This is a genomic window from Streptomyces sp. NPDC098101, assembly GCF_044760185.1.
In the GTDB taxonomy this organism is placed as follows: domain Bacteria; phylum Actinomycetota; class Actinomycetes; order Streptomycetales; family Streptomycetaceae; genus Streptomyces.
The window spans coordinates 640,231-666,931 of the sequence record NZ_JBIWAS010000003.1; the positions used below are offsets into that span (position 1 = coordinate 640,231).

Annotated in this window: 26 protein-coding genes; 15 read left to right on the forward strand and 11 right to left on the reverse strand. The window is 73.2% G+C overall.

Annotated features, from left to right (window positions below):
- The first annotated feature begins 108 nt into the window (after positions 1-108).
- Positions 109-585, forward strand: a complete 477-nt coding sequence (locus tag ACIQVI_RS15940) for a hypothetical protein (protein WP_351973199.1) — start codon at positions 109-111, stop codon at positions 583-585.
- A 292-nt stretch (positions 586-877) separates the two neighbouring features.
- Entirely contained in the window at positions 878-1,156 is a 279-nt protein-coding gene (locus ACIQVI_RS15945; protein WP_351973200.1) for a chaplin, read from the forward strand.
- 93 nt (positions 1,157-1,249) lie between these two features.
- On the opposite strand, the gene ACIQVI_RS15950 is transcribed toward ACIQVI_RS15945, so the two are convergent.
- The gene (locus ACIQVI_RS15950; protein ID WP_351973201.1) at positions 1,250-2,116 is read right to left on the reverse strand and encodes a tyrosinase family protein; all 867 of its coding nucleotides are present in this window, start codon (positions 2,114-2,116) and stop codon (positions 1,250-1,252) included.
- On the reverse strand, positions 2,100-2,516 hold the full coding sequence (locus ACIQVI_RS15955; RefSeq protein ID WP_351973202.1) for a tyrosinase family oxidase copper chaperone: 417 nt from the start codon (positions 2,514-2,516) through the stop codon (positions 2,100-2,102). Before ACIQVI_RS15955 ends, ACIQVI_RS15950 begins: the two co-directional genes overlap by 17 nt.
- A 175-nt stretch (positions 2,517-2,691) precedes the next feature.
- Here ACIQVI_RS15955 and ACIQVI_RS15960 point away from each other — a divergent pair, with 175 nt between their 5' ends.
- From ACIQVI_RS15960 to ACIQVI_RS15970, 3 genes are read left to right on the forward strand one after another with little or no spacing between them, the layout of a single operon-like run.
- Complete coding sequence (locus ACIQVI_RS15960) at positions 2,692-3,195, forward strand: DUF5949 family protein (protein ID WP_351973203.1); 504 nt, start codon at positions 2,692-2,694, stop codon at positions 3,193-3,195.
- Positions 3,196-3,225: 30 nt separating this feature from the next.
- Positions 3,226-3,873, forward strand: coding sequence for a vitamin K epoxide reductase family protein (locus tag ACIQVI_RS15965; protein ID WP_403595803.1), 648 nt, complete (start codon positions 3,226-3,228; stop codon positions 3,871-3,873).
- Position 3,874: 1 nt separating this feature from the next.
- Positions 3,875-4,879 carry a glycoside hydrolase family 26 protein gene (locus ACIQVI_RS15970; RefSeq protein ID WP_403595806.1) on the forward strand — a complete coding sequence of 335 codons (1,005 nt, stop codon included), beginning with the start codon at positions 3,875-3,877 and terminating at the stop codon, positions 4,877-4,879.
- On the opposite strand, the gene ACIQVI_RS15975 is transcribed toward ACIQVI_RS15970, so the two are convergent.
- Positions 4,845-5,459, reverse strand: a complete 615-nt coding sequence (locus ACIQVI_RS15975) for a TetR/AcrR family transcriptional regulator (RefSeq protein ID WP_403595808.1) — start codon at positions 5,457-5,459, stop codon at positions 4,845-4,847. The genes ACIQVI_RS15970 and ACIQVI_RS15975 overlap by 35 nt on opposite strands.
- 17 nt (positions 5,460-5,476) lie before the next feature.
- Positions 5,477-6,163 (reverse strand): hemolysin III family protein, encoded by a 687-nt coding sequence (locus ACIQVI_RS15980; protein ID WP_351973206.1) that lies wholly within the window; start codon positions 6,161-6,163, stop codon positions 5,477-5,479.
- Positions 6,164-6,357: 194 nt separating this feature from the next.
- On the opposite strand from ACIQVI_RS15980, the gene ACIQVI_RS15985 reads away from it, so the two are divergent.
- Positions 6,358-8,181 carry a phosphoenolpyruvate carboxykinase (GTP) gene (locus ACIQVI_RS15985; protein ID WP_403595812.1) on the forward strand — a complete coding sequence of 608 codons (1,824 nt, stop codon included), beginning with the start codon at positions 6,358-6,360 and terminating at the stop codon, positions 8,179-8,181.
- Positions 8,182-8,355: 174 nt separating this feature from the next.
- A complete protein-coding gene (locus ACIQVI_RS15990; RefSeq protein ID WP_403595814.1) occupies positions 8,356-8,778 on the forward strand; it encodes a hypothetical protein in 423 nt (140 codons plus the stop codon).
- Between the two features lie 66 nt (positions 8,779-8,844).
- Here ACIQVI_RS15990 and ACIQVI_RS15995 read toward each other — a convergent pair whose 3' ends face one another.
- Together ACIQVI_RS15995 and ACIQVI_RS16000 are read right to left on the reverse strand one after the other, a co-directional pair.
- On the reverse strand, positions 8,845-9,240 hold the full coding sequence (locus ACIQVI_RS15995; protein WP_403595817.1) for a hypothetical protein: 396 nt from the start codon (positions 9,238-9,240) through the stop codon (positions 8,845-8,847).
- Positions 9,241-9,334: 94 nt separating this feature from the next.
- Entirely contained in the window at positions 9,335-10,546 is a 1,212-nt protein-coding gene (locus ACIQVI_RS16000) for a pyridoxal phosphate-dependent aminotransferase (protein ID WP_351972739.1), read from the reverse strand.
- 120 nt (positions 10,547-10,666) lie between these two features.
- Between ACIQVI_RS16000 and mptB the strand changes: the two genes are divergently transcribed.
- Complete coding sequence (gene mptB, locus ACIQVI_RS16005) at positions 10,667-12,157, forward strand: polyprenol phosphomannose-dependent alpha 1,6 mannosyltransferase MptB (RefSeq protein WP_403595820.1); 1,491 nt, start codon at positions 10,667-10,669, stop codon at positions 12,155-12,157.
- Here mptB and ACIQVI_RS16010 read toward each other — a convergent pair.
- Together ACIQVI_RS16010 and ACIQVI_RS16015 are read right to left on the reverse strand one after the other, a co-directional pair.
- On the reverse strand, positions 12,154-13,758 hold the full coding sequence (locus ACIQVI_RS16010) for an amidohydrolase family protein (RefSeq protein WP_403595823.1): 1,605 nt from the start codon (positions 13,756-13,758) through the stop codon (positions 12,154-12,156). The two genes, mptB and ACIQVI_RS16010, sit on opposite strands and share 4 nt — an antisense overlap.
- Positions 13,759-13,777: 19 nt before the next feature.
- Positions 13,778-15,088, reverse strand: a complete 1,311-nt coding sequence (locus ACIQVI_RS16015; RefSeq protein ID WP_403596870.1) for an amino acid deaminase — start codon at positions 15,086-15,088, stop codon at positions 13,778-13,780.
- Between the two features lie 520 nt (positions 15,089-15,608).
- On the opposite strand from ACIQVI_RS16015, the gene ACIQVI_RS16020 reads away from it, so the two are divergent.
- The 4 genes from ACIQVI_RS16020 to ACIQVI_RS16035 are packed head-to-tail and all read left to right on the forward strand — an operon-like array spanning position 15,609 to position 18,353.
- Entirely contained in the window at positions 15,609-16,673 is a 1,065-nt protein-coding gene (locus ACIQVI_RS16020) for a sugar kinase (RefSeq protein ID WP_403596873.1), read from the forward strand.
- Positions 16,670-17,431, forward strand: coding sequence for an IclR family transcriptional regulator (locus tag ACIQVI_RS16025; RefSeq protein ID WP_121833998.1), 762 nt, complete (start codon positions 16,670-16,672; stop codon positions 17,429-17,431). Before ACIQVI_RS16020 ends, ACIQVI_RS16025 begins: the two co-directional genes overlap by 4 nt.
- Positions 17,428-17,850, forward strand: a complete 423-nt coding sequence (locus ACIQVI_RS16030; RefSeq protein WP_351972744.1) for a RidA family protein — start codon at positions 17,428-17,430, stop codon at positions 17,848-17,850. Before ACIQVI_RS16025 ends, ACIQVI_RS16030 begins: the two co-directional genes overlap by 4 nt.
- 53 nt (positions 17,851-17,903) lie before the next feature.
- A complete protein-coding gene (locus ACIQVI_RS16035) occupies positions 17,904-18,353 on the forward strand; it encodes a hypothetical protein (protein WP_403595828.1) in 450 nt (149 codons plus the stop codon).
- A gap of 54 nt (positions 18,354-18,407) precedes the next feature.
- Here the strand turns inward: ACIQVI_RS16035 and ACIQVI_RS16040 are convergent, their stop codons facing one another.
- A complete protein-coding gene (locus tag ACIQVI_RS16040; RefSeq protein ID WP_403595831.1) occupies positions 18,408-19,796 on the reverse strand; it encodes a M14 family metallopeptidase in 1,389 nt (462 codons plus the stop codon).
- A gap of 187 nt (positions 19,797-19,983) precedes the next feature.
- Here ACIQVI_RS16040 and ACIQVI_RS16045 point away from each other — a divergent pair, with 187 nt between their 5' ends.
- On the forward strand, positions 19,984-21,228 hold the full coding sequence (locus ACIQVI_RS16045; protein ID WP_403595834.1) for a serine/threonine-protein kinase: 1,245 nt from the start codon (positions 19,984-19,986) through the stop codon (positions 21,226-21,228).
- Between the two features lie 91 nt (positions 21,229-21,319).
- Here ACIQVI_RS16045 and ACIQVI_RS16050 read toward each other — a convergent pair whose 3' ends face one another.
- Complete coding sequence (locus ACIQVI_RS16050) at positions 21,320-23,038, reverse strand: glycoside hydrolase family 18 protein (protein ID WP_351970983.1); 1,719 nt, start codon at positions 23,036-23,038, stop codon at positions 21,320-21,322.
- A 430-nt stretch (positions 23,039-23,468) separates the two neighbouring features.
- On the opposite strand from ACIQVI_RS16050, the gene ACIQVI_RS16055 reads away from it, so the two are divergent.
- On the forward strand, positions 23,469-24,632 hold the full coding sequence (locus ACIQVI_RS16055) for a hypothetical protein (protein ID WP_403595837.1): 1,164 nt from the start codon (positions 23,469-23,471) through the stop codon (positions 24,630-24,632).
- A gap of 115 nt (positions 24,633-24,747) precedes the next feature.
- Positions 24,748-25,455: a Flp pilus assembly protein CpaB gene (gene cpaB, locus ACIQVI_RS16060; RefSeq protein ID WP_351970981.1), complete on the forward strand. Its 708-nt coding sequence runs from the start codon at positions 24,748-24,750 to the stop codon at positions 25,453-25,455.
- Between the two features lie 12 nt (positions 25,456-25,467).
- Here cpaB and ACIQVI_RS16065 read toward each other — a convergent pair whose 3' ends face one another.
- Positions 25,468-26,694, reverse strand: a complete 1,227-nt coding sequence (locus ACIQVI_RS16065) for an RNA-guided endonuclease InsQ/TnpB family protein (protein ID WP_403595841.1) — start codon at positions 26,692-26,694, stop codon at positions 25,468-25,470.
- Positions 26,695-26,701 lie beyond the last annotated feature (7 nt).

Below are 26,701 nucleotides of genomic sequence, written 5' to 3' on the forward strand. Positions count from 1 at the left end.
GGTGGGGGCCTCGCGCGTTGCTGCACACAGGGGACACCCGCCACGTTCTCCCCGAGGCCTCGTTGTCAGAACATGAATCTGCGTTCTCACGCCGGCATGGGTCTCCTCATGACCGCACTCGCCTCCGTCGCCCTGGCCGCGCCGGCCTCCGCCGTCGAGGCGCCGGTGATCGTCCCGCTCGAAGGGCTGGAGCCCGTCCTCCCCATGGACGCTCCCACGGTGGCCACCGGCGTTCCCGTCCCCGTGCCCGGCGCCCCCACCGGCTTCCAGGAGGGCACCGGCACCCTGCCCGGCGTCACCCTGCCCGCCGTGCCGCTCGCCGGCACCCTCCCGAAGACCGTGGTGGACGCCCCGCTGCCCGAGCTGCTGCGCGGCAGCGAGCCCGGCCACGCCCTCCTCACCACCCCGCACTCGGAGATGGCGGCGACCACCCCCGGCGCCACCGTCGGAAACCCGATGGAAGCGCCCCGCGGCAACGGCCTCGACGGGCTGCCCGACCTCACCCTGCCGCGCGTCGGCCTGCTCGCCCCGGCGCTGAGCGGCGCCCTGGACTCCCGGCTCGGCCTGGCGCCCGAGGGGCACTGACCGGGCGGGTGCAGGGACGATTCTTCCCGTCATCTGTCACCCGTCGCCCCGCACCCGTCACCCCGGTGGGTCGTCGATCGTTGCAAGAGAAGGCTTGTCGCATGGCCGAGGCCCGCGGACCGATTCCGTCCCGTCGTATCCGACGGCGGACGGAATTCCGGTCCGCGGGCCATTTTTTCTTTTTTCCTCTTCCCGTTCGGCCCAATGGCCGTGACCCGTACCGCCGACCGGCGTTGAACCGGAATGACGGCCGTGATCCCTGCGGTCGCTTTCCACGTCCAAGGAGTTCTTGATGTCTCGCATCGCGAAGGCTGCCGCTGTTCTCGCCGGCACGGGTGCCGTTGCCCTCAGCGGAGCCGGCCTGGCCGTCGCCGACTCGGGCGCCGAGGCCGTCGCCGCCCACTCGCCCGGTGTCGCCTCCGGCAACGTCCTGCAGGTCCCGGTCCACGTCCCGGTCAACCTCTGCGGCAACACCGTCAACGTCATCGGTCTGCTGAACCCGGCGTTCGGCAACACCTGCATCAACGCCGACGGCGAGGACCGCGAGGACGACGGCGGCTACGGCGGCTGATCCCCCTCGCTCCACGCGCGTGTCCCCCCGGCCCGACAGGACCGGGGGGACACGCGCGTACGGGCCCGGGCGCGCGGACCCGGACGGGACGGCTCAGGCGTACCGGTAGATCCGGCTGTGGTCGAACATCGAGGCCGGGGTCACGCCCCACGGCGCCATCGGCTGGTGCCGGGCCACCACCTTGCGGTACTGGGCGTCGCCCAGCGGGGGCGGCTCCGCCGGCAGGTAGGCGGACCGGGGGTTCCGCTGCTGCCAGCGGGACCAGACCAGGTCCACGAAGGCGTGGTGCAGCCAGAAGACCGGATCGTTCACCGAGCCGCCGCCGAGCATCAGGCCGCCGACCCAGCGGTGCACCCGGTTGTGGATCCGGAACCGGTCGTTGCCCTGCCCCGAGGACCAGCCTTCGAGGCGGTTGCGGAAGCCGGACGGGCTCGTCGAGTTCCAGGGCGTCACGTCGTACACCCGTTCCCTCAGCACCTCCTCCAGCTGGGCCTGGGTGGGGAGCGTGATCGGGTCCCGGGGACGCCCGAAGTCCCTGGTCAGGAAGCGGCCCTCGGACATCGACTGGGTGACGGTCCAGCGGCCGGAGGAGTGCGCGAAGGGGCCGGTCATCACCTGGAGGTCGGACCGGCGCCCGTTGCCGCCCATGAAGTCCTCGCCCCAGATCGACGAGGCCGGGCTGTTGTCCCGGGTCCAGTCCCAGTAGGGGACGGTCACCGAGGGGTTGATCCGGCGCAGCGCCGTCTCGAACTCCAACAGGAACTTCCGGTGCCAGGGCAGGAAGCTCGGCGTCATGTGCGCGATCCGCAGCCTGCCCTCCCCGTCGGCCACGTAGTGGTCGATGTGGGTGCGGACGAAGCGGTCGTACGCCCCGCTGCGCTTGAGCTCCAGGACGGCGGCGACGAACGCGCGGCGCTCGGCGCCGGTCAGGTCGCGCTGGTTCTTACGCGTGTACACCACGCGGACTCCCTCCCGTCGGGTCCGTGGGGACGCCGTGGGCGCCCGCGAGGGGGGAGAGCGGGGCGGTGCCCAGCTCGTCCACGGCCGCGCGGACCGCCGCCAGGGGCGTCGGGCAGGACTCGTAGTGGTCGATCGGGGTGACGTAGCCGCCGTCGGCACAGCGCATCAGGTGCAGCGGGCGGCCGTCGACGAGGGCCACCGGTTCGCCGCCGGGGCCGGAGAAGCCCAGGATGCGGCGGCCGCCGTACATCTCGTCGAAGGCGTGCGGGTCTTCGGCCCGTGGGTCGTCCGGCCCTCCGGCCGGGGCGCGGAGCGCGACGCGGCCGAGGGCACCGCCCGTGAAGGCGGTGACCGCCAGGGCGTAGAGGGACCGCAGTGCGAAGCGGCGCGAGACGATCATCAGTGGTCTCCAGATGGTCGGCTGGGAGTTCCCCCGCCGCGGGTAGGGGGAGCCCTCAGGGGCACAACGATGAAAACCCGGGTTCGTTGCGGCGGAAATGCCAGCGGCCCGAATGTCGGCCGTTCGAGTGAAAGGAGCGTGGGGAATGGGCGGTTGGAGCACTAGCATCCGATTCATGACCACTTCCAACGTCGTTTCCTCGGCCCGCAGCGCCTCTCCGCTGGGAACCCTCACGGTGATCCCGTGGTCCAGCGAGCCCTCCGCCGAGTCGGCGGGCACGCCGTTCCTGATGGCGTATTCGCTCGGCGACGGCCGGGACGGCCCGGAGGCCGGTCAGCAGGCGATGCGGGCGGCCCTGGAGGCCATGGGCCTCTCGGTCGGCGACCGGCTCTTCGACCTGGAGACGGACACCGGGATCAACGCCTCGCTGCTCGTCGAGGGCGGCTCGGCCGTGCTCGGCCTGCCCTTCCTGAAGGTGCAGTGCCCGGTGCCGGACGAGTGGCAGGCGGCCGCCCGCGAGAGCGGCAAGGTGTATCTGATCTGCTCGGTGCGGCCCTGGCCCGAGGCGGTCCCCGGCCGGCCCGTCGACGAGGCGCGGCTGCGGGCCTTCGTGTCGGACGAGGAGATGCTCGCGGACAGCGCCCACGTCCTGCTGCCGGTCCGCCGCGTCCAGGGCTGAACGGGAAGAACCGGGAAGAGGGGTCGCGCCATGGCGACGGTGGACGTACGCGGCGGGGTGCCGGGGCAGCGGCGGCAGGATGCCTCCCGGGAGGCCGACGGCCCGGTCGGGGCAGGCCGGGCCCTCGCCTGGCTCCTGGTGGTCACCGGCGCGGCGGGCGCCCTGGCCGGCTGGGTGATCACGCTCGACAAGTTCAAGCTCCTGGAGGACCCCGGTTTCACCCCCGGGTGCAGCCTGAACCCGGTGGTCTCCTGCGGCAGCGTCATGAAGAGCGAGCAGGCGGCGGTGTTCGGGTTCCCCAACCCGATGCTCGGGCTCGTCACGTACGCCGTCGTCGTCGCGATCGGGGCCGGGCTGCTCGCCGGGGCCCGCTACCGGGGCTGGTTCTGGCTCGGCCTGAACGCCGGGACGCTCTTCGGGGTCGGCTTCTGCACCTGGCTGATGCACCAGTCGCTGTACGAGATCAACGCGCTCTGCCTGTGGTGCTGTCTGGCCTGGGCCGCGACGATCCTGATGTTCTGGTCCGTCACCGCGCACAACGTCCGGACCGGGGTGCTGCCCGCGCCGGCGGGGGTGCGGACCTTCTTCGGGGAGTTCGCCTTCGCCCCGCCGCTGCTGCACGTCGGGATCGTCGGGATGCTGATCCTGACCCGGTGGTGGGACTTCTGGACGAGCTGACGTGACCTCCCTCCCCTCCCGTCTCCTCCGGCCGCGAGCCGCACTGACCGTGCTGTTCGCGGCCGTCCTCGTCCTCTTCCCGTCGTCCGACCGGCTCGCGCCCGGCGGACGGCACGCCGGGGAGCGGCCGCCGGAGGTGCCCTCGGGGTTCTTCACCGGCTCGGACGAGGCGGGGGTGCGCCGGATCGCCGAGGTGCAGGCCTGGCTCGGCGGCGGGGTGCTGACCGTCGGGCACACGTACCTGCCGGGGGACCGCTGGTCCAACATCGAGGGGCATCCGGCGCTGTTCGGGCCGTGGGCGCGCTGGAAGGAGGAGCGGCCGGGACGGCTCTTCGTGCTCAACGTGCCGCTGCTCGACCGCAGCGAGGCGGGCCTGCCGGACGCCGAGGTGCGCGAGGGGCTGCGGCGGGGCGCGGAGGGCGCGTACGACGGGCACTTCCGGGCCCTGGGGGAGCGGCTGGTGGAACACCGGCTCGGGGACGCGGTCCTGGTCCTGGGCTGGGAGATGAACGGCACCACGTACAGCCACCGCTGCGGCCCGGACCCGGAGGCGTGGAAGGCGTACTGGCGGCGGACGGTGGAGGTGCTGCGGGCGGTGCCGGGGCAGCGCTTCCGCTTCGACTTCACGCCGAGCCGGGGGCGCGACGCCGTGCCGTGGCCGCTCTGCTACCCCGGGGACGACGTCGTCGACATCATCGGCATGGACGCCTACGACCAGCCCGAGGGCCTCTCCTTCGAGGACCAGGTGAACGAGGAGTACGGCCTCGCCCACCACGTCCGCTTCGCGGCGGAACACGGCAAGCCCGTCTCGTACCCGGAGTGGGGCCTCTTCCGCAACGGCGACAACCCGGCGTACGTCCGCGGGATGCTCGACTGGTTCACCGTCCACCGCCCCGTCTACCAGACGGTGACGGACTACTGCCCGCACGGCGTGTGGGAGTGCCCGGACAATCCGGAGTCGGCGCGGGTGGTCAGGGGGGCGCTGGGAGCGCGGGGCCGGCCTTGAGGGTGTCGAGGGTTTGGTCGAGGAGGGGGACGAGGTCGGTGGTGCGGTCGTGTTCGGCCCAGTAGGCGGTCGTTTCGCGGAGGGCGCCGAGGACGGCGGCGGTGAAGACGCGGACCTCCAGGGCGTCGGGGGCGCGGCCGGTGCGGGCGGCGAGGACGCGGGTGAGGCGGCGGCCGGTCTCGGTGGTGGTCTCGGTGAGGCGGGCGCGGACGGCGGGGATCTCGACCATGAGGCGGGCGCGCAGCCGGGTCTCCTCCGGCTGTTCCGCGAAGGCGGTGCGGGCCGCTTCGAGGAGGACCGCACGCAGGGATTCCAGGGGGTCCTCGCCCTCGGGGCGGGCGCGCAGCCGGGCTTCGAGGAGGGCGTCGTCCTCGTCGGTGAGGAGGATGTCCTCGCGGACCGGGAAGTAGCGGGCGACGGTCGAGGGGGAGACCTCGGCCGCCGCCGCGATCCGGTCGGTGGTGGCGGCCTCCCAGCCGTGCTCGGCGGCGAGCCGGTAGGCGGCCTTCCGGATCGCCGCGCGGGTCTTCGCCTTCTTGCGCTCGCGAAGGCTGGGACGGGTGGGGGCATCGGCGGCCATGCCGCCATTCTTCCAGGTCAGGCGTGCTGGTACGCGACCAGCGAGATGCCGACGTAGTGGACGATGAAGGCGGCCAGGGTCAGCGTGTGGAAGACCTCGTGGAAGCCGAACCAACGCGGGGAGGGGTTCGGGCGCTTGATGCCGTAGATGATCCCGCCCGCGCTGTAGAGCAGGCCGCCGACGACGACCAGGACGAGGACGGCGATGCCGCCCGCGCGCATGAAGTCGGGCAGGAAGAAGACGGCGGCCCAGCCCATCGCGATGTAGCAGGGGGTGTAGAGCCAGCGGGGCGCGCCGACCCAGAAGACGCGGAAGGCGATGCCGGCGAGGGCCGCCGCCCAGACCGCCCACATGAGCGGCTTCGCGGTGGAGTCGGGGAGCAGGAGCAGGGTGAGCGGGGTGTAGGTGCCCGCGATGATCAGGAAGATGTTGGCGTGGTCGAGGCGCCGGAGGACGGCCTCGCCGCGCGGGCCCCAGGTGCCGCGGTGGTAGAGCGCGCTGATGCCGAAGAGCAGGCACGCGGTGAGGACGTAGATCCCGCAGGCGATGCGGGCGCGGGGCGAGTCGGAGAGGGCGACCAGGACCAGGCCCGCGACGATCACGGTGGGGAACATGCCCGCGTGCAGCCAGCCTCTCAGCATGGGCTTCAGCGGGAGCGCCGGGGCGGGGGCGGCCGGGGTCACGTCCGGTGCTGCTGCAGTCATGACGGAATCGTACCTACGGGCCCGTAGGTCCCGGATACGAGTGGCGATGCTCACGTGTGCAGCCCTCTGGACAGATGGGCGGATCCGTCGGATGATCAAATGAGTGCGGTCGGCACCGGATGAGCAAGCTACGAAGCATCCGGGTCGCGGCCCCCACGGGGCAGACACCTAAAAACCCCTCAAAAGGAGCAATCGTGGCGCGCGACAACGCGGCTCCCACCACCGTCCCCACCCAGCACCAGGAGCTCGTCTCCTGGGTGAACGAGATCGCCGAGATCACCCAGCCGGACAACATCGTCTGGTGCGACGGCTCCGAGGCCGAGTACGAGCGCCTGTGCGAGGAGCTCGTCGCCAAGGGGACGTTCAAGAAGCTCGACCCGACCCTGCGCCCGAACTCCTACTACGCCGCCTCCGACCCCTCCGACGTCGCGCGCGTCGAGGACCGCACCTTCATCTGCTCCGAGAAGGAGGAGGACGCGGGCCCGACCAACCACTGGAAGGCCCCGGCGGAGATGAAAGACGTCTTCGCGGGCGAGGACGGCATCTTCCGCGGGTCGATGCGCGGCCGCACCATGTACGTCGTGCCCTTCTGCATGGGCCCGGTCGGCTCCCCGCTCTCCGCCATCGGCGTCGAGATCACCGACTCCGCGTACGTCGCCGTCTCCATGCGCACCATGACCCGCATGGGACAGGCCGTCCTCGACGAGCTGGGCGACGACGGCTTCTTCGTCAAGGCCGTCCACACCCTCGGCGCCCCCCTCGCGGAGGGCGAGCGGGACGTCCCGTGGCCCTGCAACTCCACCAAGTACATCTCGCACTTCCCCGAGACCCGCGAGATCTGGTCGTACGGCTCCGGCTACGGCGGCAACGCCCTGCTCGGCAAGAAGTGCTACGCGCTCCGCATCGCCTCCGTCATGGCGCGTGACGAGGGCTGGCTCGCCGAGCACATGCTGATCCTCAAGCTCACCCCGCCCCAGGGCGAGTCGAAGTACGTCGCCGCCGCCTTCCCGTCGGCCTGTGGCAAGACCAACCTGGCCATGCTGGAGCCCACGATCTCCGGCTGGACCGTCGAGACCATCGGCGACGACATCGCCTGGATGCGCTTCGGCGAGGACGGTCGCCTGTACGCGATCAACCCCGAGGCCGGCTTCTTCGGCGTCGCGCCCGGCACCGGCGAGCACACCAACGCCAACGCCATGAAGACCCTCTGGGGCAACTCCGTCTTCACCAACGTCGCCCTCACCGACGACGGCGACGTGTGGTGGGAGGGCATGACCGAGGAGGCCCCGGCCCACCTCACCGACTGGAAGGGCAACGACTGGACGCCCGCGTCCGGGACGCCCGCCGCCCACCCCAACGCCCGCTTCACCGTCCCCGCCGGACAGTGCCCGACCATCGCGCCGGAGTGGGAGGACCCGAAGGGCGTGCCGATCTCGGCCATCCTCTTCGGCGGCCGCCGCGCCTCCGCCGTCCCGCTGGTCACCGAGTCCTTCGACTGGAACCACGGCGTCTTCCTGGGCGCGAACGTCGCCTCCGAGAAGACCGCCGCCGCCGAGGGCAAGGTCGGCGAACTGCGCCGCGACCCCTTCGCCATGCTGCCGTTCTGCGGCTACAACATGGGCGACTACATGGCCCATTGGGTCAAGGTCGGTGCCGACGCGGACCAGGCGAAGCTGCCGAAGATCTACTACGTGAACTGGTTCCGCAAGAACGACGCCGGAAAGTTCGTCTGGCCCGGCTTCGGCGAGAACAGCCGCGTCCTCAAGTGGATCGTCGAGCGCCTCGACGGCAGGGCGGAGGGCGTCGAGACCCCGATCGGCATCCTGCCGACCGCGGAGTCCCTCGACACCGACGGCCTGGACCTGCCCGCCGAGGACCTGGAGTTCCTTCTCAAGGTCGACCGTGACGTGTGGCGCGAGGAGGCCGCCCTCGTCCCCGACCACCTGAACACCTTCGGCGACCACACGCCGAAGGAGCTGTGGGACGAGTACCGCGCGCTCGTGGAGCGCCTCGGCTGATCCCGCACCCCGAACTCGTGGTGGGTTGCCCCGAAATTCCGCCCTGACCAGTGGGGTCACGACGGCCCACCACGATCCGCCCGGCCCCCGGAGCCCCCTCAGGCTCCGGGGGCCGGCGCATGGGCCCGGCCGGAACCGGAGGTACCGTGAGCCCGTCGTGAGGGGGGTGTTCACGTGCCGCGCTGGGTGGTCGTACTGCTGGTGGTGACGGGTGCGCTGGTCGTGCTCGTGCCGGTCGGAGGCATCGCCGCGTACATCTACGCGGTCGGGGAGAACCACAAGGACATGAGGTTCCCGTCCGAGGACGTGACGGTGGCGCGGTGCGCCCCCGACCCGGCCACCGGGCGGCCGGTGGCCGAGCTGTCGGTCACCAGCCGGGCCGCCCGCGCGGGCACCTACCGGGTGACGGTGGAGTTCCGGGACGAGGACGGGAAGACGGTCGACCGGGGGACCGGGACCGTCGCGGACCTCGCGGTCGGCGCGACCGGCCGGACGGTGGTGAAGGGCGCGAAGGCGTACGGGGGCGGCACGCCGGTGTGCGTCGTGGAGTACGCGGAGTTCGAGTCGACCGTACCCGTGGCGACCGCCACCGGGTGAACGCGTCCCCGCGCGGGGGTGGTTGGCACCCGGTCCGCGCGGTTCGTGCCGCGCGGACCGGGGCCGTCAGGGGGCGGCGACCAGGGTGGGTTCCCCGGACAGTGCCGCGGTGTGCGCGTCCATCCGCTCGGCGGAGAGGATCGCGGCGGCCGTGTCGGCCCGGGAGGCGGCGACGACCAGGGCGCGGCCCGCGAGGGCGTGCGCCTTCGTGTGCAGCTCCCGCGCGGACGAGCCGCTCAGGGCCGCGTGCCGTGCGGGCGGTGCGCCGCGCAGCCGCGCCACCTGCCGGGCGATGAGCTCGCCGGCCTCCGTGTCGCCCAGCTCGTCGGTGACGGCGAGCAGGGCCGCGAGGTGTCCGGCGAGCTGGATGTCCAGCTCCTCCTCGCGGGAGCGGTGCGGGTACGCGTCGTGGTCGTCGTCGGCCATCCGGTGGACCGACTTGGTGCGGATCGGTTCGTACATGGGACGGCCTCCTGAGGTGCTCTGGAGCCATCCTAGCTTAGATTGAGTCTAAAGTTGAGCGAGGTCCGGAAGGGGGGCGTCCGGGGGCGGGGGGCTACGGCTGGCTGTAGCCGTCCAGGAACCGCCCGATCCGCGTCACCGCGTCCGCCAGGTCCGCCGCCGCCGGCAGCGTCACGATCCGGAAGTGGTCCGGCTCGTGCCAGTTGAAGCCCGTCCCGTGCACCACCATGATCTTCTCGGCCCGCAGCAGGTCCAGGACCATCTGCCGGTCGTCCTTGATCTTGTAGACGTTCGGGTCGAGCCGGGGGAAGAGGTACAGCGCGCCCTTCGGCTTCACGCACGTCACGCCCGGGATCTGCGTCAGCAGCTCGTACGCCGTGTCCCGCTGCTCCAGGAGCCGTCCGCCCGGCAGGACCAGGTCCTCGATCGACTGCCGGCCCTGGAGGGCGGCGGCCACCGCGTGCTGCGCCGGCATGTTCGCGCAGAGGCGCATGTTGGCCAGGATCGTCAGGCCCTCGATGTACGAGGACGCGTGGTGCTTCGGGCCGCAGACCGCGAGCCAGCCCGAGCGGAAGCCGGCCACCCGGTAGTTCTTGCTCATCCCGTTGAAGGTGAGGCAGAGCAGGTCGGGGGCGACGGCGGCGGTCGGGGTGTGCGTGGCGCCGTCGTAGAGGATCTTGTCGTAGATCTCGTCCGAGCAGACGACCAGGCCGTGCCGGCGGGCGATCTCCGTCAGGGAGCGGAGCATCTCGTCGTCGTAGACGGCGCCCGTCGGGTTGTTCGGGTTGATGATCACGATCGCCTTGGTGCGGTCGGTGATCTTCCGCTCGATGTCCGCGAGGTCCGGCATCCAGTCGGCCTGCTCGTCGCAGCGGTAGTGCACGGCCGTGCCGCCCGCGAGCGACACCGAGGCCGTCCACAGCGGATAGTCCGGCGCCGGGACGAGGACCTCGTCGCCGTCGTCGAGGAGCGCCTGCATCGCCATCTGGATCAGCTCGGAGACGCCGTTGCCGAGGTAGATGTCCTCGACGGAGAGCGGGATGCCCTTGGTCTCGTAGTGGCTCATGACCGCCCGGCGGGCCGCGAGCAGCCCCTTCGCGTCGCCGTAGCCGTGCGCGTCCGCGAGGTTGCGCAGCACGTCTTCCAGGATGGCGGGCGGGCACTCGAAGCCGAAGGCGGCCGGATTGCCGGTGTTGAGCTTGAGGATGCGATGACCCGCGGCTTCGAGCCGCATCGCCTCTTCGAGCACCGGACCCCGGATTTCGTAACAGACGTTGGCGAGCTTCGTGGACTGGATCACCTGCATGACGAGAGCTTACGGCCGGGGCGGCCGGGACGCTTCGTGTTTTGGGCCACGTCGGGGGTGGCGCGGTTCCGGGCGGCCGGGTGCGGTGCGGCCCGGCGCGGCCGGATAGGTTGGCACGCCATGTGGGTCTTCAGTGCCTCCGGATGCCGGTGGCTGGGTGCGGGCGGGTCGCTCGCCGTCGCCGTGGGCGGATGGTTCGCCGGGACGCTGCCGGTGCGCGGCGGCTGGGGGCTGTGGGAGCGGCACGGCACGGCGCCCTCGGTCGCCGGGGCCGTCCTCGCGTACCTCGGCCTGACCCTGCTCGTCGCCGCGTGGTGGCGGTACGGCGCGCTGCTCGTCCGGGGCGCCGGGGCCGTACGGGACGGGGTCCTCAAGACCCTCGCCCTCTGGACCGCGCCGCTGCTCCTCGCCCCGCCGCTGCACAGCGCCGACGTGTACAGCTACGTCGCCCAGGGCGCGATGGTCCTCGAAGGGCACGACGTGTACGGCGCCGGGCCCTCCGTCCTCGGCCCCGGCGAGCTCGGCGCCGAGGCGGCGGCGAGCGTCGGCGGGCACTGGACCGACACCCCCGCCCCGTACGGGCCGGCCTTCCTGGTCCTCGCGGCGGCGGTCGTGAAGGTCACCGGCGGGGCCGTCGTGCCCGCCGTCCTCGGGATGCGCCTGATCGCCCTCGGCGCGCTCGCGCTCACCGTGTGGGCCGTACGGGGGCTCGGCGGCGGGCCCGGCGGCCGGGCGGGCGCGCTGTGGCTGGCCGTCCTCAACCCGCTCTTCCTGATCCACGTCGTCGGCGGCACCCACAACGACGGCCTGATGATCGGGCTCGTCCTCGCCGGGGTCCTGCTCGCGACGCGCGGCCGGTGGGTCCTCGGCAGCGTCCTCGTCGGCCTCGCGCTGACGGTGAAGTCCCCGGCGGCGGTCGCCCTGCTCTTCATCGGGGTGATGGTCGCCCGCCGGGCCGGGGGCGGCGCCCTGGGCCTGGCGAAGGGCCTCGTGCTTCCCGGGGCCGTCGCGGGGGCCGTGGCGGCGGGGGCGACCGTGCTCGCCGGGACCGGGTTCGGGTGGCTGCGGACGCAGAGCGTCGCCGGGACCATCCACACCGCCCTGTCGCTCACCAGCGACCTGGGGCTCGGACTCGGGCTGCTCCTCGCGGACGACCCCGACCCGGTCAAGGACCTCGTGCAGAAGCTGGGCCTCGCCGCCGCGCTCGTCCTCATCGCGGTCCTCGCATGGCGCGCCTGGCGGGGCCTCCTCGACCCGGTCCTCGGCCTCGGCCTCTCCCTGGTGGCCCTGGTCGCGCTCTCGCCGATGGTCCAGCCCTGGTACCTGCTGTGGGGGACGGCCGTCGTCGCGTCGGTGGCCTGGTACGGCCGGGCGGGACAGGTCCTCGCGGTGCTGTCGGCGGCCCTCGTGTACGAGACGGCGCCGTCCGGCCGCACGCCCTGGTACGGGTTCGTGGCGGCGGGGGCCGTGGCCGCGCTCGGTCTGCTGTGGGCGCGGCGGGAGCCGTGGCGGGCCGGCGCGGAGGAAGGCGCCGACTCCGTGGGCGCGCCCACGGCCCGTCCGGCGGATCGGGGCCGGGGCCGCGACCCCGATCCGCAGGACGGGTCCTAGCGGGAGACCGGCGTCCTCCTGATCGCGCGGCCCGCCAGGACGTCCGTGCGCCTGCCGTCCTCCATCACGAACCTCCCCCCGATCAGGACGTGCGGGATGCCCGTCGGCGGGGTCCTGGGGTGCTCGTACGTCGCGCCCGAGGCGACCGTCGCCGGGTCGAAGAGGACCAGGTCGGCCACGTACCCCTCGCGGACCAGGCCCCGGTCGGGGAGCCGGAGGCGGGCGGCCGGGCGGGAGGTCAGGTGGGCGACGCACTCCTCCAGGGACAGGACGCCCAGGTCGCGCGCGTACCGCCCCAGGTACTCGGGGAACGTGCCGTACGCGCGCGGGTGCGGCTTGAGGCCCTGGAGGATGCCGTCCGAGCCGCCCGTGTGCACCCGGTGGCGCATGATCGTCCGGACGTTCTCCTCGTGGCCCACGTGCTGGAGGATCGTCGTGCCGAGCCGGTCCTCGACCAGGAGCCGGCGGGCCGTGGCCCAGCCGTCGACGCGGCGGCCGACGAACTCCGCGAGCCCGGGCCCGGTCACCCCCGAGACCTCGATCGTGGACCAGTCGACCGGGACGCCGTGGCAGCCGTCCGAGCCGACCTCCTCCAAGTGGTGCCGGATCCGCTCGGCCGTCGCGTCGTCCCGGAGCCGTGCGAGCACCGCCTCCGGGCCGCCCTCGCCCGCCCAGCTCGGCAGCACGGCCACCAGGGTCGTACAGCCGGGGGTGTACGGGTACGTGTCCAGGCTGATGTCCGCACCCGCGTCCAGGGCCGCGTCCAGGAGGGCGAGCAGCTCGGGGGCCCGGCCCTCGTTCACGCCGAAGTTCATGGTGGCGTGGGCCAGGTGCAGGGCGCACCCGGCCTCGCGGGTCAGGGCGATCATCTCCGCGTACGCGTCGAGGGCCCCGGCCCCGTACGAGCGGTGGTGCGGGCAGTAGTAGCCGCCGTACTCCGCGACGACCCGGCACAGCTCGGTCAGCTCGGCGTCCGGCGCGTACATCCCCGGGGTGTACGTCAGGCCGGAGGACATGCCGACCGCGCCCTGCTCCAGGCCCTCGGCGACGAGCCGCCGCATCAGGTCCAGCTCGGCGTCCGTCGCCGGGCGGTCCTCCCAGCCGACCGCCCGCATCCGGACCGTCCCCTGGGGGACGAGGTAGGCGGCGTTGACGGCGATGCCCCGGCCGCCGTGCGCGCCGTCGAGCCGGTCGAGGTACTCGCCGACCGTGCGCCAGTCCAGGTCCAGGTCGGAGCCGTCGCCGTTCCAGCCGGTGATCGCCCGCCGCACCTCCGCGCGCGTGCGGTCGTCCACCGGCGCGTACGACAGGCCGTCCTGGCCCAGGACCTCCAGGGTCACGCCCTGCGCGGCCTTCGCGGAGTGGTCCGGGTCGCGGAGCAGCGCGAGGTCGCTGTGGGCGTGCATGTCGACGAAGCCGGGGGAGAGGACGAGCCCCTCGGCGTCCAGGATCCGGCGGCCGGTGGGCCGCTGGCAGCCGGCGGCGGCCGCCTCCTGGACGATCGTGGTGATCCGGCCGCCCTCGACGCCGACGTCGGCCCGGTAGGAGGGGCCGCCGCCGCCGTCGACGACCTCGGCGTCGCGGATGACGAGTTCCAGCACTGTTCCGGCTCCCCGGTGCCTAGAAGAACGTACGGATGTGGTCGACCACCGTGCCGTCGGCCTCGACCAGCGGGATGAGCTGCCACTTGTCGAACGACGTGCACGGGTGGGAGAGGCCCATCCCCACCCAGTCCCCGACCTCCAGGTCCGCGCCCGGCTCCGTGCGCAGCCAGGCGTGCTGGTCGGAGAGGCCCGTCACGGTGATGCCCTCGGCGGGGCGGATCTCGCCCGTGCGGGCGTCGCGCACCACCTGGGCCTCGGGGAGGTGCAGGTCGTGGGCGGCGTCGCGCTTGCCCGCGTTGGTGAAGGCCTGCTCGGCGGTGGGCCGGGAGACGACCTGCGACCAGAGCCGGAACGCGGGCTGGAGCGCGCCCTCCGCCGGGACCCGGTTGAAGGGGGTGAGGTGCCGGTAGTGGCCGTCGTCGTGCGAGACGTACGCGCCGGAGCGCAGCAGTTTCAGGACCGGGAGGGAGAGGGCGGGCAGCTCCGCGAAGACCTCCGCGACCGTGTCGAACCAGGCGCTGCCGCCCGCGCTCACCACGATCTCGCCGATCCCGGCGTCGAAGCGGCCCTCCGCGTCGAAGGCGGCGGCCAGGCCGGTGAGCCGCAGCAGCCAGGCGCGGACCCGCTCGGGGTCGGCCCGCGGGACCTCGCCCTCGTACCCGGCGACGCCGACGAGCCGGAGCGTGCCGGTGCCGGCGACCGCGTCGGCGACGGCCGCGCACTCCTCCTCCGTACGGACTCCGGTACGGGCCCCCTCTCCGGCGCCCAGCTCGACGACGACGTCCACCGGGCGGCCCGCCCCGGCGGCGCGCAGGGCCTCGTCCATCAGCTCGACGCCGCGCACGGAGTCGACGTAGCAGACGAAGCGGAAGTCCGGGTCGGCGTCGAGCTCGGCGGCGAGCCAGCGCAGGGCGACGGGGTCGACCAGCTCGTTGGCGAGGAAGATCCGGGCGATGCCGTGGGCGCGGTAGACGCGGGCCTGGTGGGGCACGGCGGCGGTGATGCCCCAGGCGCCGTGCTCCAGCTGCCGCTCGAAGAGCCGGGGGGCCATGGAGGTCTTGCCGTGCGGGGCGAAGGCGAGGCCGTGGCGCTCGGCGTACGTCTCCAGGAGGCGCAGGTTGTGCGCGACGGACTCGGCGGAGAGGGCCAGGACGGGGGTGGTGTAGCCGCCGGTGAAGAGGTCGCGGCGCTGGGCGGAGAGCTCGCCGACGGTCAGGCCCTCGGCGTCCGGGGGGAGGGCCTTGAAGCGGTGGTCGACGCGTTCGGCGGCGAGGTCGGGGACCTCGTGCGCCTTCCGCGCGGGCGTCTCGTTCACCGGGCCGGGCATGGGCTCCTCCTCGTGGGTGTTGCATGATGTGCAACAGTCATTGCGCACCTTGCTCATGGCTGTCTAACATCCGGGCCAAGGCCGGGTCAATGGACCCGTGGGACTCGCAGGGAGCACGAGAGTGAGCGGACACGCGCCCCTGTCGCCGGAGGCGGGCCCGGGCGTGGGCCTGGAGATGGGCCCGGGCGTGGGTCCGGGCGTGGTCCGTGCGGTGGACGTCGCCGGGGGTGTGGACGTAGCCGGGTCTGTGGGAGCGGCCCGGTCTGTTGGTGGTGGCCGGTCCGTCGGTGGTGGCGGGTTCGTCGGTAGTGGCCGGCCTGTCGGTGGTGCCCGGCCTGGGGACGCTGCTGCCTTGCCCGTGAGCGCCGCTCGGTCCGCCGATGCCGCCCGGCCTGTCGGTGGTGCCCGGCCCGTGGACGCTGCCCTGCCCATGAGCGCCGCCCTGCCCACCGACGCCGCCCGGTCCGCCGACGTCACCCCGCCCGGCGGGCCCGTCGACGTCGTCTGTCTCGGTGAGTCCATGGTCACCTTCCTTCCCTCCCGGCCGGGCCGCCTCGCGGACGTGCCCTCCTTCAGCCGGGCGATCGGCGGGGCCGAGTCCAACGTCGCCTGCGCCCTGGCCGCCGCCGGGCACCGGGCCAAGTGGGTCGGCCGGGTCGGCAGGGACGGCTTCGGCGACCACCTGGTCGACGTCATCGGCGGCCACGGCGTCGACGTCACCGCCGTCGGCCGCGACCCGCGCCGGCCGACCGGGATCTACTTCCGCACGGACGAGGACCGGGCCACCGACGCCCACGAGGTCGTCTACTACCGGGCCGGTTCCGCCGCCTCGGCCATGTCGCCCGCGACCGTCCCGTACGAGAGCGTCGCCGGGGCCCGGATCCTGCACCTCACCGGCATCACCGCCGCCCTCTCCGGGGACTGCCTGGCCCTGGTGCGGGAGCTCACCGCCCCGCGCCCCGGCCGGCCGCTGGTCTCCTTCGACGTCAACCACCGGCCGGCCCTGTGGCACGACGGCGACGCCCCCGGCGTGCTCCTCGGCCTGGCCCGCCGCGCCGACGTCGTCTTCGTCGGGGCGGACGAGGCGGAGCGGCTGTGGGGCCTGGAGGACCCCCGCGCGGTCTTCGACGCGCTCCCCGAACCGGGGACCGTCGTGGTCAAGCTGGGCGGGACCGGGGCCGTCGCCGTCGACCGGGGAGCCCATGGGAACGCGGCGGACGCGGCGGACGCGGCGGACGGGGTCTTCGTGCCCGCCCCCCGCGTCGACGTCGTCTCCCCGATCGGCGCCGGGGACGCCTTCGCCGCCGGTTTCCTCTCCGCGACCCTCCGCGGCCTCGGCCTCGGGGCCCGGCTCCGGCACGGGCACCTCGCGGCCGCCGCCGCCCTCACCGTCCCCGGCGACCTGGCCGCCCCGCCCCGCCGGGACCGCGCCGACCGCCTGGCCGCGCTCGGCGACGCGGCCTGGGGGACACTTCACCTCGGCCCCGGCTGGACGGAGGCCGACGAGAAGGACCCCGGGCGGACGGGCGACGGCCCGGAAGGCCCCGGCCGCGCGGGGGACGACCAGGAGGTACGCACGCCATGAGCCAGACCGTCGACCGGGCGCTCAGCATCCTGCCGCTGCTCGCGCGGGGCCCCGCCGACCTCGGGCAGGTCGCCGAGAGCCTCGGCGTCCACAAGTCCACGGCCCTGCGGCTGCTGCGCACCCTCCACGAGCACGGTCTCGTCCACCGCCAGCAGGACCAGCGCTACCGCCTCGGCGCCCGGCTCTTCGCGCTCGCGCAGGAGGCCGTCGAGAACCTCGACGTCCGGGAGATCGCCCACCCCTACCTCACCGCCCTCAACGAGCGGATCGGGCACACGATCCACCTCGCGGTGTACGAGGAGGGCGAGGTCCTCTACATCGACAAGGTCGAGAGCCGCTACCCGGTGCGGATGTACTCGCGCATCGGCCGGCCCGTCGCGATCACCGTCGCCGCCGTGGCCAAGCTGCTCCTGGCCGACCTGCCCGAGGCCGAGCGGCGCGCGGTCGCCGCGAAGCTCGACTACCCCCCGTACACGCCCCGTTCGACGCCGAACGCCGCCGCCTTCCTCAAGGAGCTGGCGACCGTGCGCGAGCAGGGGTGGGCCACCGACCTCGGCGGCCACGAGGAGTCCATCAACTGCGTCGGCGCCCCCATCCGCGGCGCCGACGGGCGGGTCGTCGCCGCGATGTCGGTCTCGGCGCCCAACGTGGTCGTCACGGCCGAGGAACTCCTCACCCTCCTCCCGCAGGTGCGCCGCACCGCGGACGCCATCAGCCGGGAGTACTCCGGCACCGCACCGACCAAGGACACCGCATGAGCGAGCAGCCGACCGAGAAGACCGCCCTGACCCCCGCCACCCACACCACCCCGCCCGCGAAGTTCTCGCACGGCGTGAAGAAGGGCAACATCCTCCAGGTCGCCGGCCAGGTCGGCTTCCTGCCCGCCGTCGAGGGGCAGGCCCCGACCGTCGCGGGCCCGACCCTGCGCGAGCAGACCCTCCAGACCTTCGCCAACGTCAAGGCGATCCTGGAGGAGGGCGGCGCGACCTGGGACGACGTGATGATGACGCGCGTCTACCTGACGGACGTGGACCACTTCGCCGAGATGAACGAGATCTACAACCAGTACTTCGAGGAGCAGGGCCTCAAGGCCCCCGCCTCCGCCCGCACCACCGTCTACGTCGGCCTCCCCGCCGGCCTCCTCATCGAGATCGACGCGCTGGCGGTCCTGGGCTGAAAAGCCCTTCCGTGTGCGACGGTTGACCCTCGGGCCACGAGGGGGGACACCGGATGGGACGCACCAGGAGAACGAAACCGTTCGGCATCGGCGTGCCGGTCGCGGCCGTACTGTGCGCGGTACTGCTCGCGGGCTGCGGCGGGGCGGAGGAGAAGCCGGACCTGGCCGACCAGGACCGCTTCCTCGGCCGGTACGTGGAGCTGCTCAACGCCTCGGACGAGCCCGGCCTGGCCGGCCTCCTCGCCGCCCATCCGCACGGCGGGGACGACGCCCGCGCCCGGATCGAGCGGTACGGCGGCCGGGACTGGGACGTGACGTGGAAGCGCACCTCCGAGTTCCCGGACGTCTGGAGCGTGCGGCTGACCGGCACCGCCGGGGAGCGGAGGCGTCCGGTCGCGGTCGTGGAGACCGTGAGCCGGGAGGACGGGCACTGGCTGCTGACCCCGCTGGACGGGGTGGTCCCGAAACCGTCCGGCGCGGCGGACACGGCGCGCCCGCGCTGACGGGAGCGGGCCCGCACCCCCGGAGGGGTACGGGCCCGCACCGGGCCTTCCGGATCACGCCGCGCAGTACTGCCCCTGCTTGCCGATCGAGCGGTACATGCAGTCCGCGTTCTCCAGGAGTTGGAGCACCGCGTCCCGGTTGCGGGCGGTCTCGCGTTCGATGACCTCGTCGGGCGGGTAGAAGCCGCCGTTCCAGGAGGACGTCGGGTACATCTCGAAGGTGTACGCGAAGATCCTCTGCGCGCCCCACAGGTAGTCGTCGATCGAGCCGTCCGTGACGTACAGGTCGCTGGACTGCTCGGGGGTGTAGCCGTTGCTCGCGGCCATCTTCTTGCCCACGGCCGCGAAGGCGTTCCGGTCGTCCTGGGTCATGCCGGGGGCGGTGTCGGCGGTGGTCCAGCCGAACGGCCACAGCACCAGTTCGCTGTACGTGTGGAAGTCGATCGACGCCTTGATCTGCTGCTTCCCGCCGACCACCCGGGAGCGGACGAAGTCGGCGACGACCTTCACCTCGGGGGCGGACTCGGGGGCCGTGCCCCGGTAGGTCTCGGAGCTCTTGGTTCCGGAGGAGCCGCCGCAGCAGCCCCACTTGTAGTCCCAGTTCCGGTTCGTGTCCGTACCGACGTACGAGGAGCCGGAGTTGGGCTGGCGGTTCTTGCGCCAGCTGCGGTAGGAGCCGGACGCGATGTCGTACTCGCCGCCGTCCGGGTTGAGGTCCGGGACGATCCAGATCTCGCGCCCGTTCACCGCGTTGGTGATCCTGCTGTCCGTGCCGTAGCCCGCGCCGAGTTCGCGCAGCAGGTAGAGCGCCATCTCGACGGTGAGGTGCTCGCGGGCGTGCTGGTGGTGGGTGAAGAGGACCTCGGGCTCGTTCTCGTCGACGGCCACGTTGTCGCTGACCTTGATCGCGACGATGTCCCGGCCCTCGTACGACTTCCCGATCACCCGCTTGCTCATGATCGAGGGGTACTGGGCGAGCCGCTGGTTGATCTCCGCGGTCGCCTCGGCGTAGTTGTGGTAGCGGGAGTCCGCCGACGGGAAGTCCAGCGGGCCGAGCGCGGACCGGCCGGCCTCGCCCCGGTCCGGCGGGCCCGGCAGGGCCACGGGCCGGTAGCCCAGGGCCCGGACGCGCCCGAGCTGCCGGGCGTTCGCGCTGACCACGACCGCGCGGGCGTCGACCTCGTCGATCGAGACCCCGGTGGCGGCGAGCGCGGTGCGGGCGGCCGGGGTGGCGGGCCCGGCCACCTCGTACTGCCGGACCACCTCCTCGTCCGCGGCGGAACGGGCGGCGGGACGAGCGGAAGTGCCGGCGGCGGCCGACGCCGGGTCGGCCCCGGCGGGCGTCGAGAGCGCGGAGAGGGGCGCCACGAGGGCGAGCGCCACGAGGGTCGCGAGGAGGGCGGGCCTCCTGCCCGGCCTCCTGGCGCGGAGGGAACGTCGCATGGTGTCTCCTGGGTGGGGAGGGTGGGGGGTGCGACAACGGCGAAGCGGAACGGCGGCATTGCGAGGGGGAGGTGCGAGGGGGTGGTGCGGGTCGTGCGGGGTCCTGCGGGTCGTGCGGGGTGTTCCGGACATGGTGGAGTCATGTCATGGACCGGTCAAGGTGCGGACTTCGGCCATACTGTCCCGCGTGGGGACCCTCATCGGCAGATACGTCATCGAGCACAAGCTGGGCGAAGGCGGCATGGGCACCGTCTACCTTGCCCGATCGCGCGGCGGCCGCGCCGTCGCCGTCAAAGTGGCGCGGCCGGAACTCGCCTCCGATCCCTCCTTCCGCGCACGCTTCCGCGCCGAGGTCGCCGCCGCCCGGCAGGTCGGCGGCTTCCACACCGCGCAGGTCGTCGACGCCGACCCCGACGCCGAGGCGCCCTGGCTCGCGACCGCCTACGTCCCCGGCCCCACCCTCGCCGCGCTCGTCACCGACGAGGGCCCGATGGACGAGGCGCGGCTGCGCGCGCTCGGGGCCGCGCTCGCGGAGGCCCTGGAGGCCATCCACGCCTGCGGCCTCGTCCACCGCGACCTCAAGCCCGGGAACATCGTCATGGCCCCCGACGGGCCGCGCGTCCTCGACTTCGGGATCGCCCGCGCCCTGGAGTCGACCCGGCTCACCGCCACCGGCTCCGCCTTCGGCACCCCCGGCTACCTCGCCCCCGAACAGGCCCTCGGCGAGGAGGTGACGGGCGCCGCCGACGTCTTCGCCCTCGGCGCCGTCCTGGTCGCCGCCGCGGGCGGCCGCCCCTTCGGGGAGGGGACCCCGATGGGCCTCATGTACCGCTCGGTCCACGAGGCCCCGGACCTGGCCTCCGTCCCGGAGGCCCTGCGCGGCCTGATCGCCCGCTGCCTCGCCAAGGACCCGGCCGAACGCCCCACGCCGGACGAGATCCTGGACGCGCTGGGCGAGGGGGAACCGCACCCCGCCACGCTGGTCGTACCGGCGGCCCCCACCCACGGGCCCCCGCCGGGGCCCGTACCTCCGCACGTACCGCCCCAGGGCTTCGGACCCCCGCAGGGCTTCGGCCCGCCGGGCGCCTTCGCCGTACCGCCACCGCCTTCCCTGCCGCCCTCGGCCCCGCCCGGAGCCGTACCGCCCGGTTTCGTGCCGGAGTTCGTGGCCGCCGACCGGGTGTCCGGGATCGTCGTCGACGGCTCCGGCGTGCACCTCCAGCTCTACGGCGAGGAGATCGACTTCGGCTGGGACGAGATCTCCGGGATCGACCTGCTGCGGACCCGCCGCGGCCGGGGGCTGCGCGTCGTCGTCTCGCTCCACGAGGGCGGCGCCTACACCTGCGAGCTCGACGGCCGCCGCGCCGCCCGGGTCGAGGAGTGGGTGGCCCGGCTCGACCCGGTCCTGGCCACGTTCCTGCCCCGCCGCTGAGCGGCCCGGCCGCCGGACCCCGGGAACGACGCAGCGCCGCCGGGGGAGCGGCGGCGCTGCGGAGCCCGTACGGGGACGGGGAAGGATCCCGTTACGGGAGGCCGTGCACGTGCGGACCGACCGCGTTCGACCAGGCGTTGCCGGCCGTCGCGTCCCAGTTGGTGGACCAGGTCATGGCGCCGCGCAGGGACGGCCAGGCCTGGGCCGGCTTGAAGGAACCGCAGTTGGTGAGCTTGGTCAGGCAGTCCAGCGCGTTGTTCACGATCTGCGGGGAGACGTAGCCGCTGCCCGCGCCCCGGGTGGAGGCGGGGACGCCCAGGCCGACCTGGGACGGGTCGAGACCGCCCTGGATCTGGATGCAGGCGAGCGCGGTGAGGAAGTCCACCGAGCCCTGGCTGTAGACCTTGCCGTCGCAGCCCAGCATCGAACCGCTGTTGTAGTACTGGGTGTTGATCACCGTGAGGATGTCCTTCACGGCGAGCGCGGTCTTGAAGTACTCCGTGCCCGTGGACTGCATGTCGATGGTCTGCGGGGCCATCGTCAGGACCAGGCTCGAACCCGCCTTCGCGGAGAGCTGGCGCAGCGCCTTGGTGAGGTACGTGGAGTTGATGCCGTGCTCGAGGTCGATGTCGACGCCGTTGAAGCCGTACTCCTGCATCAGGGCGTACGTGCTGTTGGCGAAGGCGGTCGCGCTCGCGTCACTGTTGATCGTGACGTTGCCCTTCTCGCCGCCCACCGAGATGATCACGGACTTGCCGGCCGCCTTCTTGGCCGCGACGTCCGACTTGAACTCGGCGACCGAGGAGTAGCCGACGGCCGGGTCGAGGTTGAAGACGATCTGGCCGGGCGTGGCGGTCGAGTCGGCGAAGGAGACGGCGATGATGTCGTACGCCGCCTGCACGTCCCGCAGCTTCTGCTTGGCCGCGCCGTTGTCGAAGTTCTGCCAGTAGCCGGTCACGGCGTGCTTGGGCACGGCCGGGCCGGGGCCCGTCTGGTTCTTGGCGGTGCGCGCCGTCACGGCGGTGGACTTCGCGGACTCGCCCGCGGAGTTCGTCGCGGCGACCTGGAACTGGTAGGCGGTGTCGGCGGTGAGCCCGGTGACCGTGGTGGAGGTGCCGCTCACGGTCTGCGGGTTGGCGCCGTCCCGGTACACCTTGTAGGCCGTCGCGCCGGAGACCGCGCCCCAGCTCAGGTCGACGGAGGAGGAGGTGACGGTGCCCGCCGCGAGGCCGGCCGGGGTGGTCGGGACGACCGGGTCGGGGTCCTGGCCGCCGCCCCCGTCGGGCCCGAAGACGCTCACGTCGTCGACGAGGTAGGGGGAGGTGCCGTACCAGCCGTGGGTGTAGATCTGCACCGAGGTGGTGGTGGCGCCCGTGCTGAAGGTGGTGGTCAGCTGCTTCCAGGACGGCGAGTCCGGCGTCCAGGTGGAGACCGAGCCGGTGCCGGTCCCGGTGCCGCTCGCGCCGAGGTAGGCGTAGCCGCCCTGGACCCAGGCGCTCAGCGTGTACGTCGAGTTGGGCTTCACGGCCACGGTCTGCACGCACTTGGCGTTGTCGAGACCGGCCGGGGTGGCCTTCAGGGCGCCGGCGCCGGTGCGGACCGGCGAGGAGACGGCGGCGCCGCTCCCGGCGGAACAGGCCCAGTTGGCGAGCCCGTTCTCGAAGCCCGCGTTCTTGGCGACGTTGACGTCCGCCGCCTGGGCGGTGCCGGCTCCGCCGACGAGGACGAGCCCGGAGCCGACGGCGAGCGCGAGGGCTCCACCGAGCCATCTGCGCCCGCGCGGGCGGGTGGTGGTGCGGTCCACGTGCATCCTCCGTGGGGGAGTTGGGGATGTGGAGGTGCCGTACGTCGTCGTACGGAGGGGGTTCGTACGGGGGTACGAGGCGGTACGAGGGGTACGGGTACGGACGGTGGCCACCGTTGTGCGAACAAGCTGGTCCAGACCAATCGCGTTGTCAAGACCTCTGACGACAAGCGGTGTTCGGACGGCGGGGGGATTCCGGGGCGGAAAGGGCCGTGGGGCCCAGGCGCCGGGCCCAGGTTCCGGGCCCAGGGCGGGGGCCCGGCACCCCCGGGGGCCGGGCCCAAATAAATGGGGCAGCTTGGCGGATTGTGTGTTCACCACCCCGGGGGACGTGGATAAGGTGCAGAGGCGGCCGCACCCCGGTGTGACGTCGCGAACGCGGTAAGTGAGCCGTGACCCCCGTGACCCCGGGGGCCGGAGGGGACGGGGGCCCGACGTGCCGACAGCGATCGCGGTCACCAGCGCCGACCTGGTGCTGCCGCCGACCGACCCCGGGACCCCGCGCGCCGCCGTACTCCCGCCCCCCGAGGGACGCCCGCTGGACGCCTCGGTCGCGGACCTGCAGCAGCTCCTCGCCCGGTACGGACACGTGGTCGTCGTCTGCCCCACCTCCGCCCCGGCCGCCGTCGAGCGCCGCCTCCACGCCGTCCGCTCCCTCCTGGAGAGCGACCGGATCGCCCTGGTCAGGACCGACCTGCCGCCGCTCGGCGCGGCCGTCCTCGTCCGCCAGCTGTGCCTGCTCGCCGGGTACGACTTCAGCCCCGGAGTCCTCGCCTCCGCCGCCCGGCTGCTCGCCCACTACATCTACGCCGGGGCCGTCCTCGGCTCCGTCTCCCGGCTCGACCGCGTCCCCGTCGGCCTCGGCTCCCACCTCAAGAGCTGGCTGCCCGGCGCCCACTTCGCCGTCCTCGCCGGACCCACCCCGCAGATGGTCCGCGTCGGCGACGGCGGAGAGGCCCTCGCGGGACCGGAGTTCACCACCGAACTCCTCCTCGCCCGGGGCCGCCTCCAGACCGACTGGCCCGCCACCGCCCTCGTGCCCCGCTGGCGGATCCCCGGCCCCGTCCAGGAGACCGCGCTGCCCGCCGCCTCGCCCGGCTGGTGGGGCACCGGCAAGCTCGTCGAGTTCGCCGCGTACCTCCCCGACCCGGCCGTCCTCCACCAACTCGTCTCCTCCGTACGGCGCGAGACCTGCCACTGGTGCGGCATGGACCTCATCGGCGACCGCTGCGGCTTCTGCGCGGCACCCCTGACCCATCCGGAACCGGGGGGACACGGGTACGGAGGTTCCTACGGGGAGGCGGGGGGCGCGGATCCGCGCGCGGGCGCGTACGCGACCACGTATCCGGGCGGTCCCGGCACGGACCCGCACGCGGTGGGCCCGGCGGACCCGCGCGCCGTGGGACCGGCCGATCCACGTGCTCTGGGCCCGGCGGGCCCGCGCGCCGTAGACCCGGCCGATCTGCGCACCGCAGACCCGACCGATCCGCGCGCCCTGGACCCCGCGGACGCCCCCGCACCCCACGCCCTGAGGCCCGCCGTCCCGCACCCCACCCGGTCCCTCGGGCCCGGCGCGCACACCCCCCGCGCCCTGCCGTGAACCGCGCCCGGGACCCCCGCCCCCGTACGCCCGTCCCCGTCCCCGTCTCCGTACGCCCGCCCGCCCACCGTCTCCGTCCGCCCGGACCCACGTCTCCGATCGAGGTAGTACGGCCATGAACTCCCGCCAGCGCCGCGGCGTGATCCTGCTGCTGCTCTCCGTCCTGTGCGCCCTCGGCGCCTTCGTCGGCGTGCTCGCCGTCATCGGGGACGTGAACTCCAAGGTCGGCCCGGAGACCACCGCGTACCGGATCAAGGACGACGTGGAGCCCTACCAGGCCCTGAAGGCGGACCAGTTCGAGAAGATCACCATGCCCAAGCGCTGGCTCTCGGAGACCGCCGTCACCGACCTCGCGCGGATCCGGGGCAAGATCGCCGTCACCCGGCTCAAGGAGGGCTCGCTCCTCCAGGAGGACATGATCGTCGACCGGCCCGCCCTCCAGCCGGGCCAGCAGGAGATCGCCATCATGATCGACGCCGGCACCGGCGTCGCCGGCAAGATCACCGCCGGCGCCACCGTCAACATCTACGCCACCTTCGCCGGCGAGAAGAAGGGCGACCCCGACCAGTCCCGCATGATCGTCTCCGGCGCCCGCGTCCTCGACGTCGGCAAGCTCACCCCGGCCTCCGAACGCTCCGACCGCGCCGACCGGGCCACCTCCACCGTCCCGATCACCTTCGCGCTCTCCACCCTCGACACCCAGCGCGTCGCCTACGCCGAGTCCTTCGCCGAACACGTACGCCTCGCCCTCGTCGCCCCCTCCACGGGCGGCGCCCCCGTCGACCAGCGCGACCGCACCTACACGCTCGACAAGGACAATTGAATCCTCCCCTCCCTAGCGGGAGGGGATTCCTGGCTCACGTCGGCTGCGGACCGGCGGTCCATCAGCTCTTGCACGATCGGCACCAGCCGGGTTGACACCAGCCCGGATCAGCATCACACGGGCGGAGTTCTTGTCCCTGGGGGACACGGTTCCACACGCAGTGCAGGTATAGGTACGTTCCGAAAGAGGTAGCGCGTGCTTGGTTCTCGCTCCGCACTGTGCACAGTCCATGGTGGTGTGCGCGGGATGCACGAGGCGGATGTCCCGCCCGTGCTTACGGCCCATCTCGATCAGGGCCGCCTTGGTCGCGGCGATGGCGGCGTCCGCCGCCCTGCGTGCCATGGTCGTCTTGGCGAGGAACTTCGGCCGGAAGTCCTCGACGGCCAGCACGTCGTGGTCGGTCACCACGCGCTTGGCCCACTTGCGGCCGGTGTCCCGGCGCTGCCGGGCGACTTTCTTGTGGAGCTTCGCGGCCTGCCGCTTGGCCTTCTCGTAGCCCTTCGAAGCCGGTCGGCCGCGCCCGGGCTTGCGGCGGGCCATCATCCGCTGGTACCGGGCCAGGCGCTGCGCGGCGTTCCTCCCGTGTTCCGGATGGGGGAGGTCGTGGGCGTCCGAAGTGGTGGTGGCGGTCTCCTTGACTCCCCAGTCGATGCCGATCGCCCGACCGATGGCGGGCAGGGCCTCGACGGCCGTCGCTACGACGAACGAGGCGTACCAGTGACCGAGGTTGTCGCGGTGGACGCGGACGGAGGACGGCGGCCCGGGGAGGTCGCGGGACCACACGACCGTCAGGACGATGCCGCCCGCGAGGCACAGGCGCCCGTCCTTCAGGCGGAACCCGCGCCGCGTGTAGTTCAGCGACGGGGCGGCGACGCGCTTCTTCTTGTGCTTCGGCATCCCGGCGCGCTGCCGCTGCGGAAGCCGGGCCCCGATGTCCTTCAGCGCTTTCGCGCGGGACGTGGCGAAGGCGCGGACGGTCTGCTGTTGTGGAACCGAACAGCCTTCTCGCAGCCAGGAGTTCGTGGCACGGGCCGCGGTCAGCATCTTGTCCAGCCGGGCGGGCCCGCAGGCCTCCCCGGAGGCGTACGCCTTCTTCGAGCGGGCGCAGCACTCGTTCCAGATCCACCTGCACCGCGCCCATTCCGCGAGCAGGGCGACGCGGGCGGTCGCCGACACGCGGAGCCGGTAGGTGTACCGGGCGAGCCCGATGCCCTCCCGTACGTCCTGTGGTGTCGTCATGGTGTCA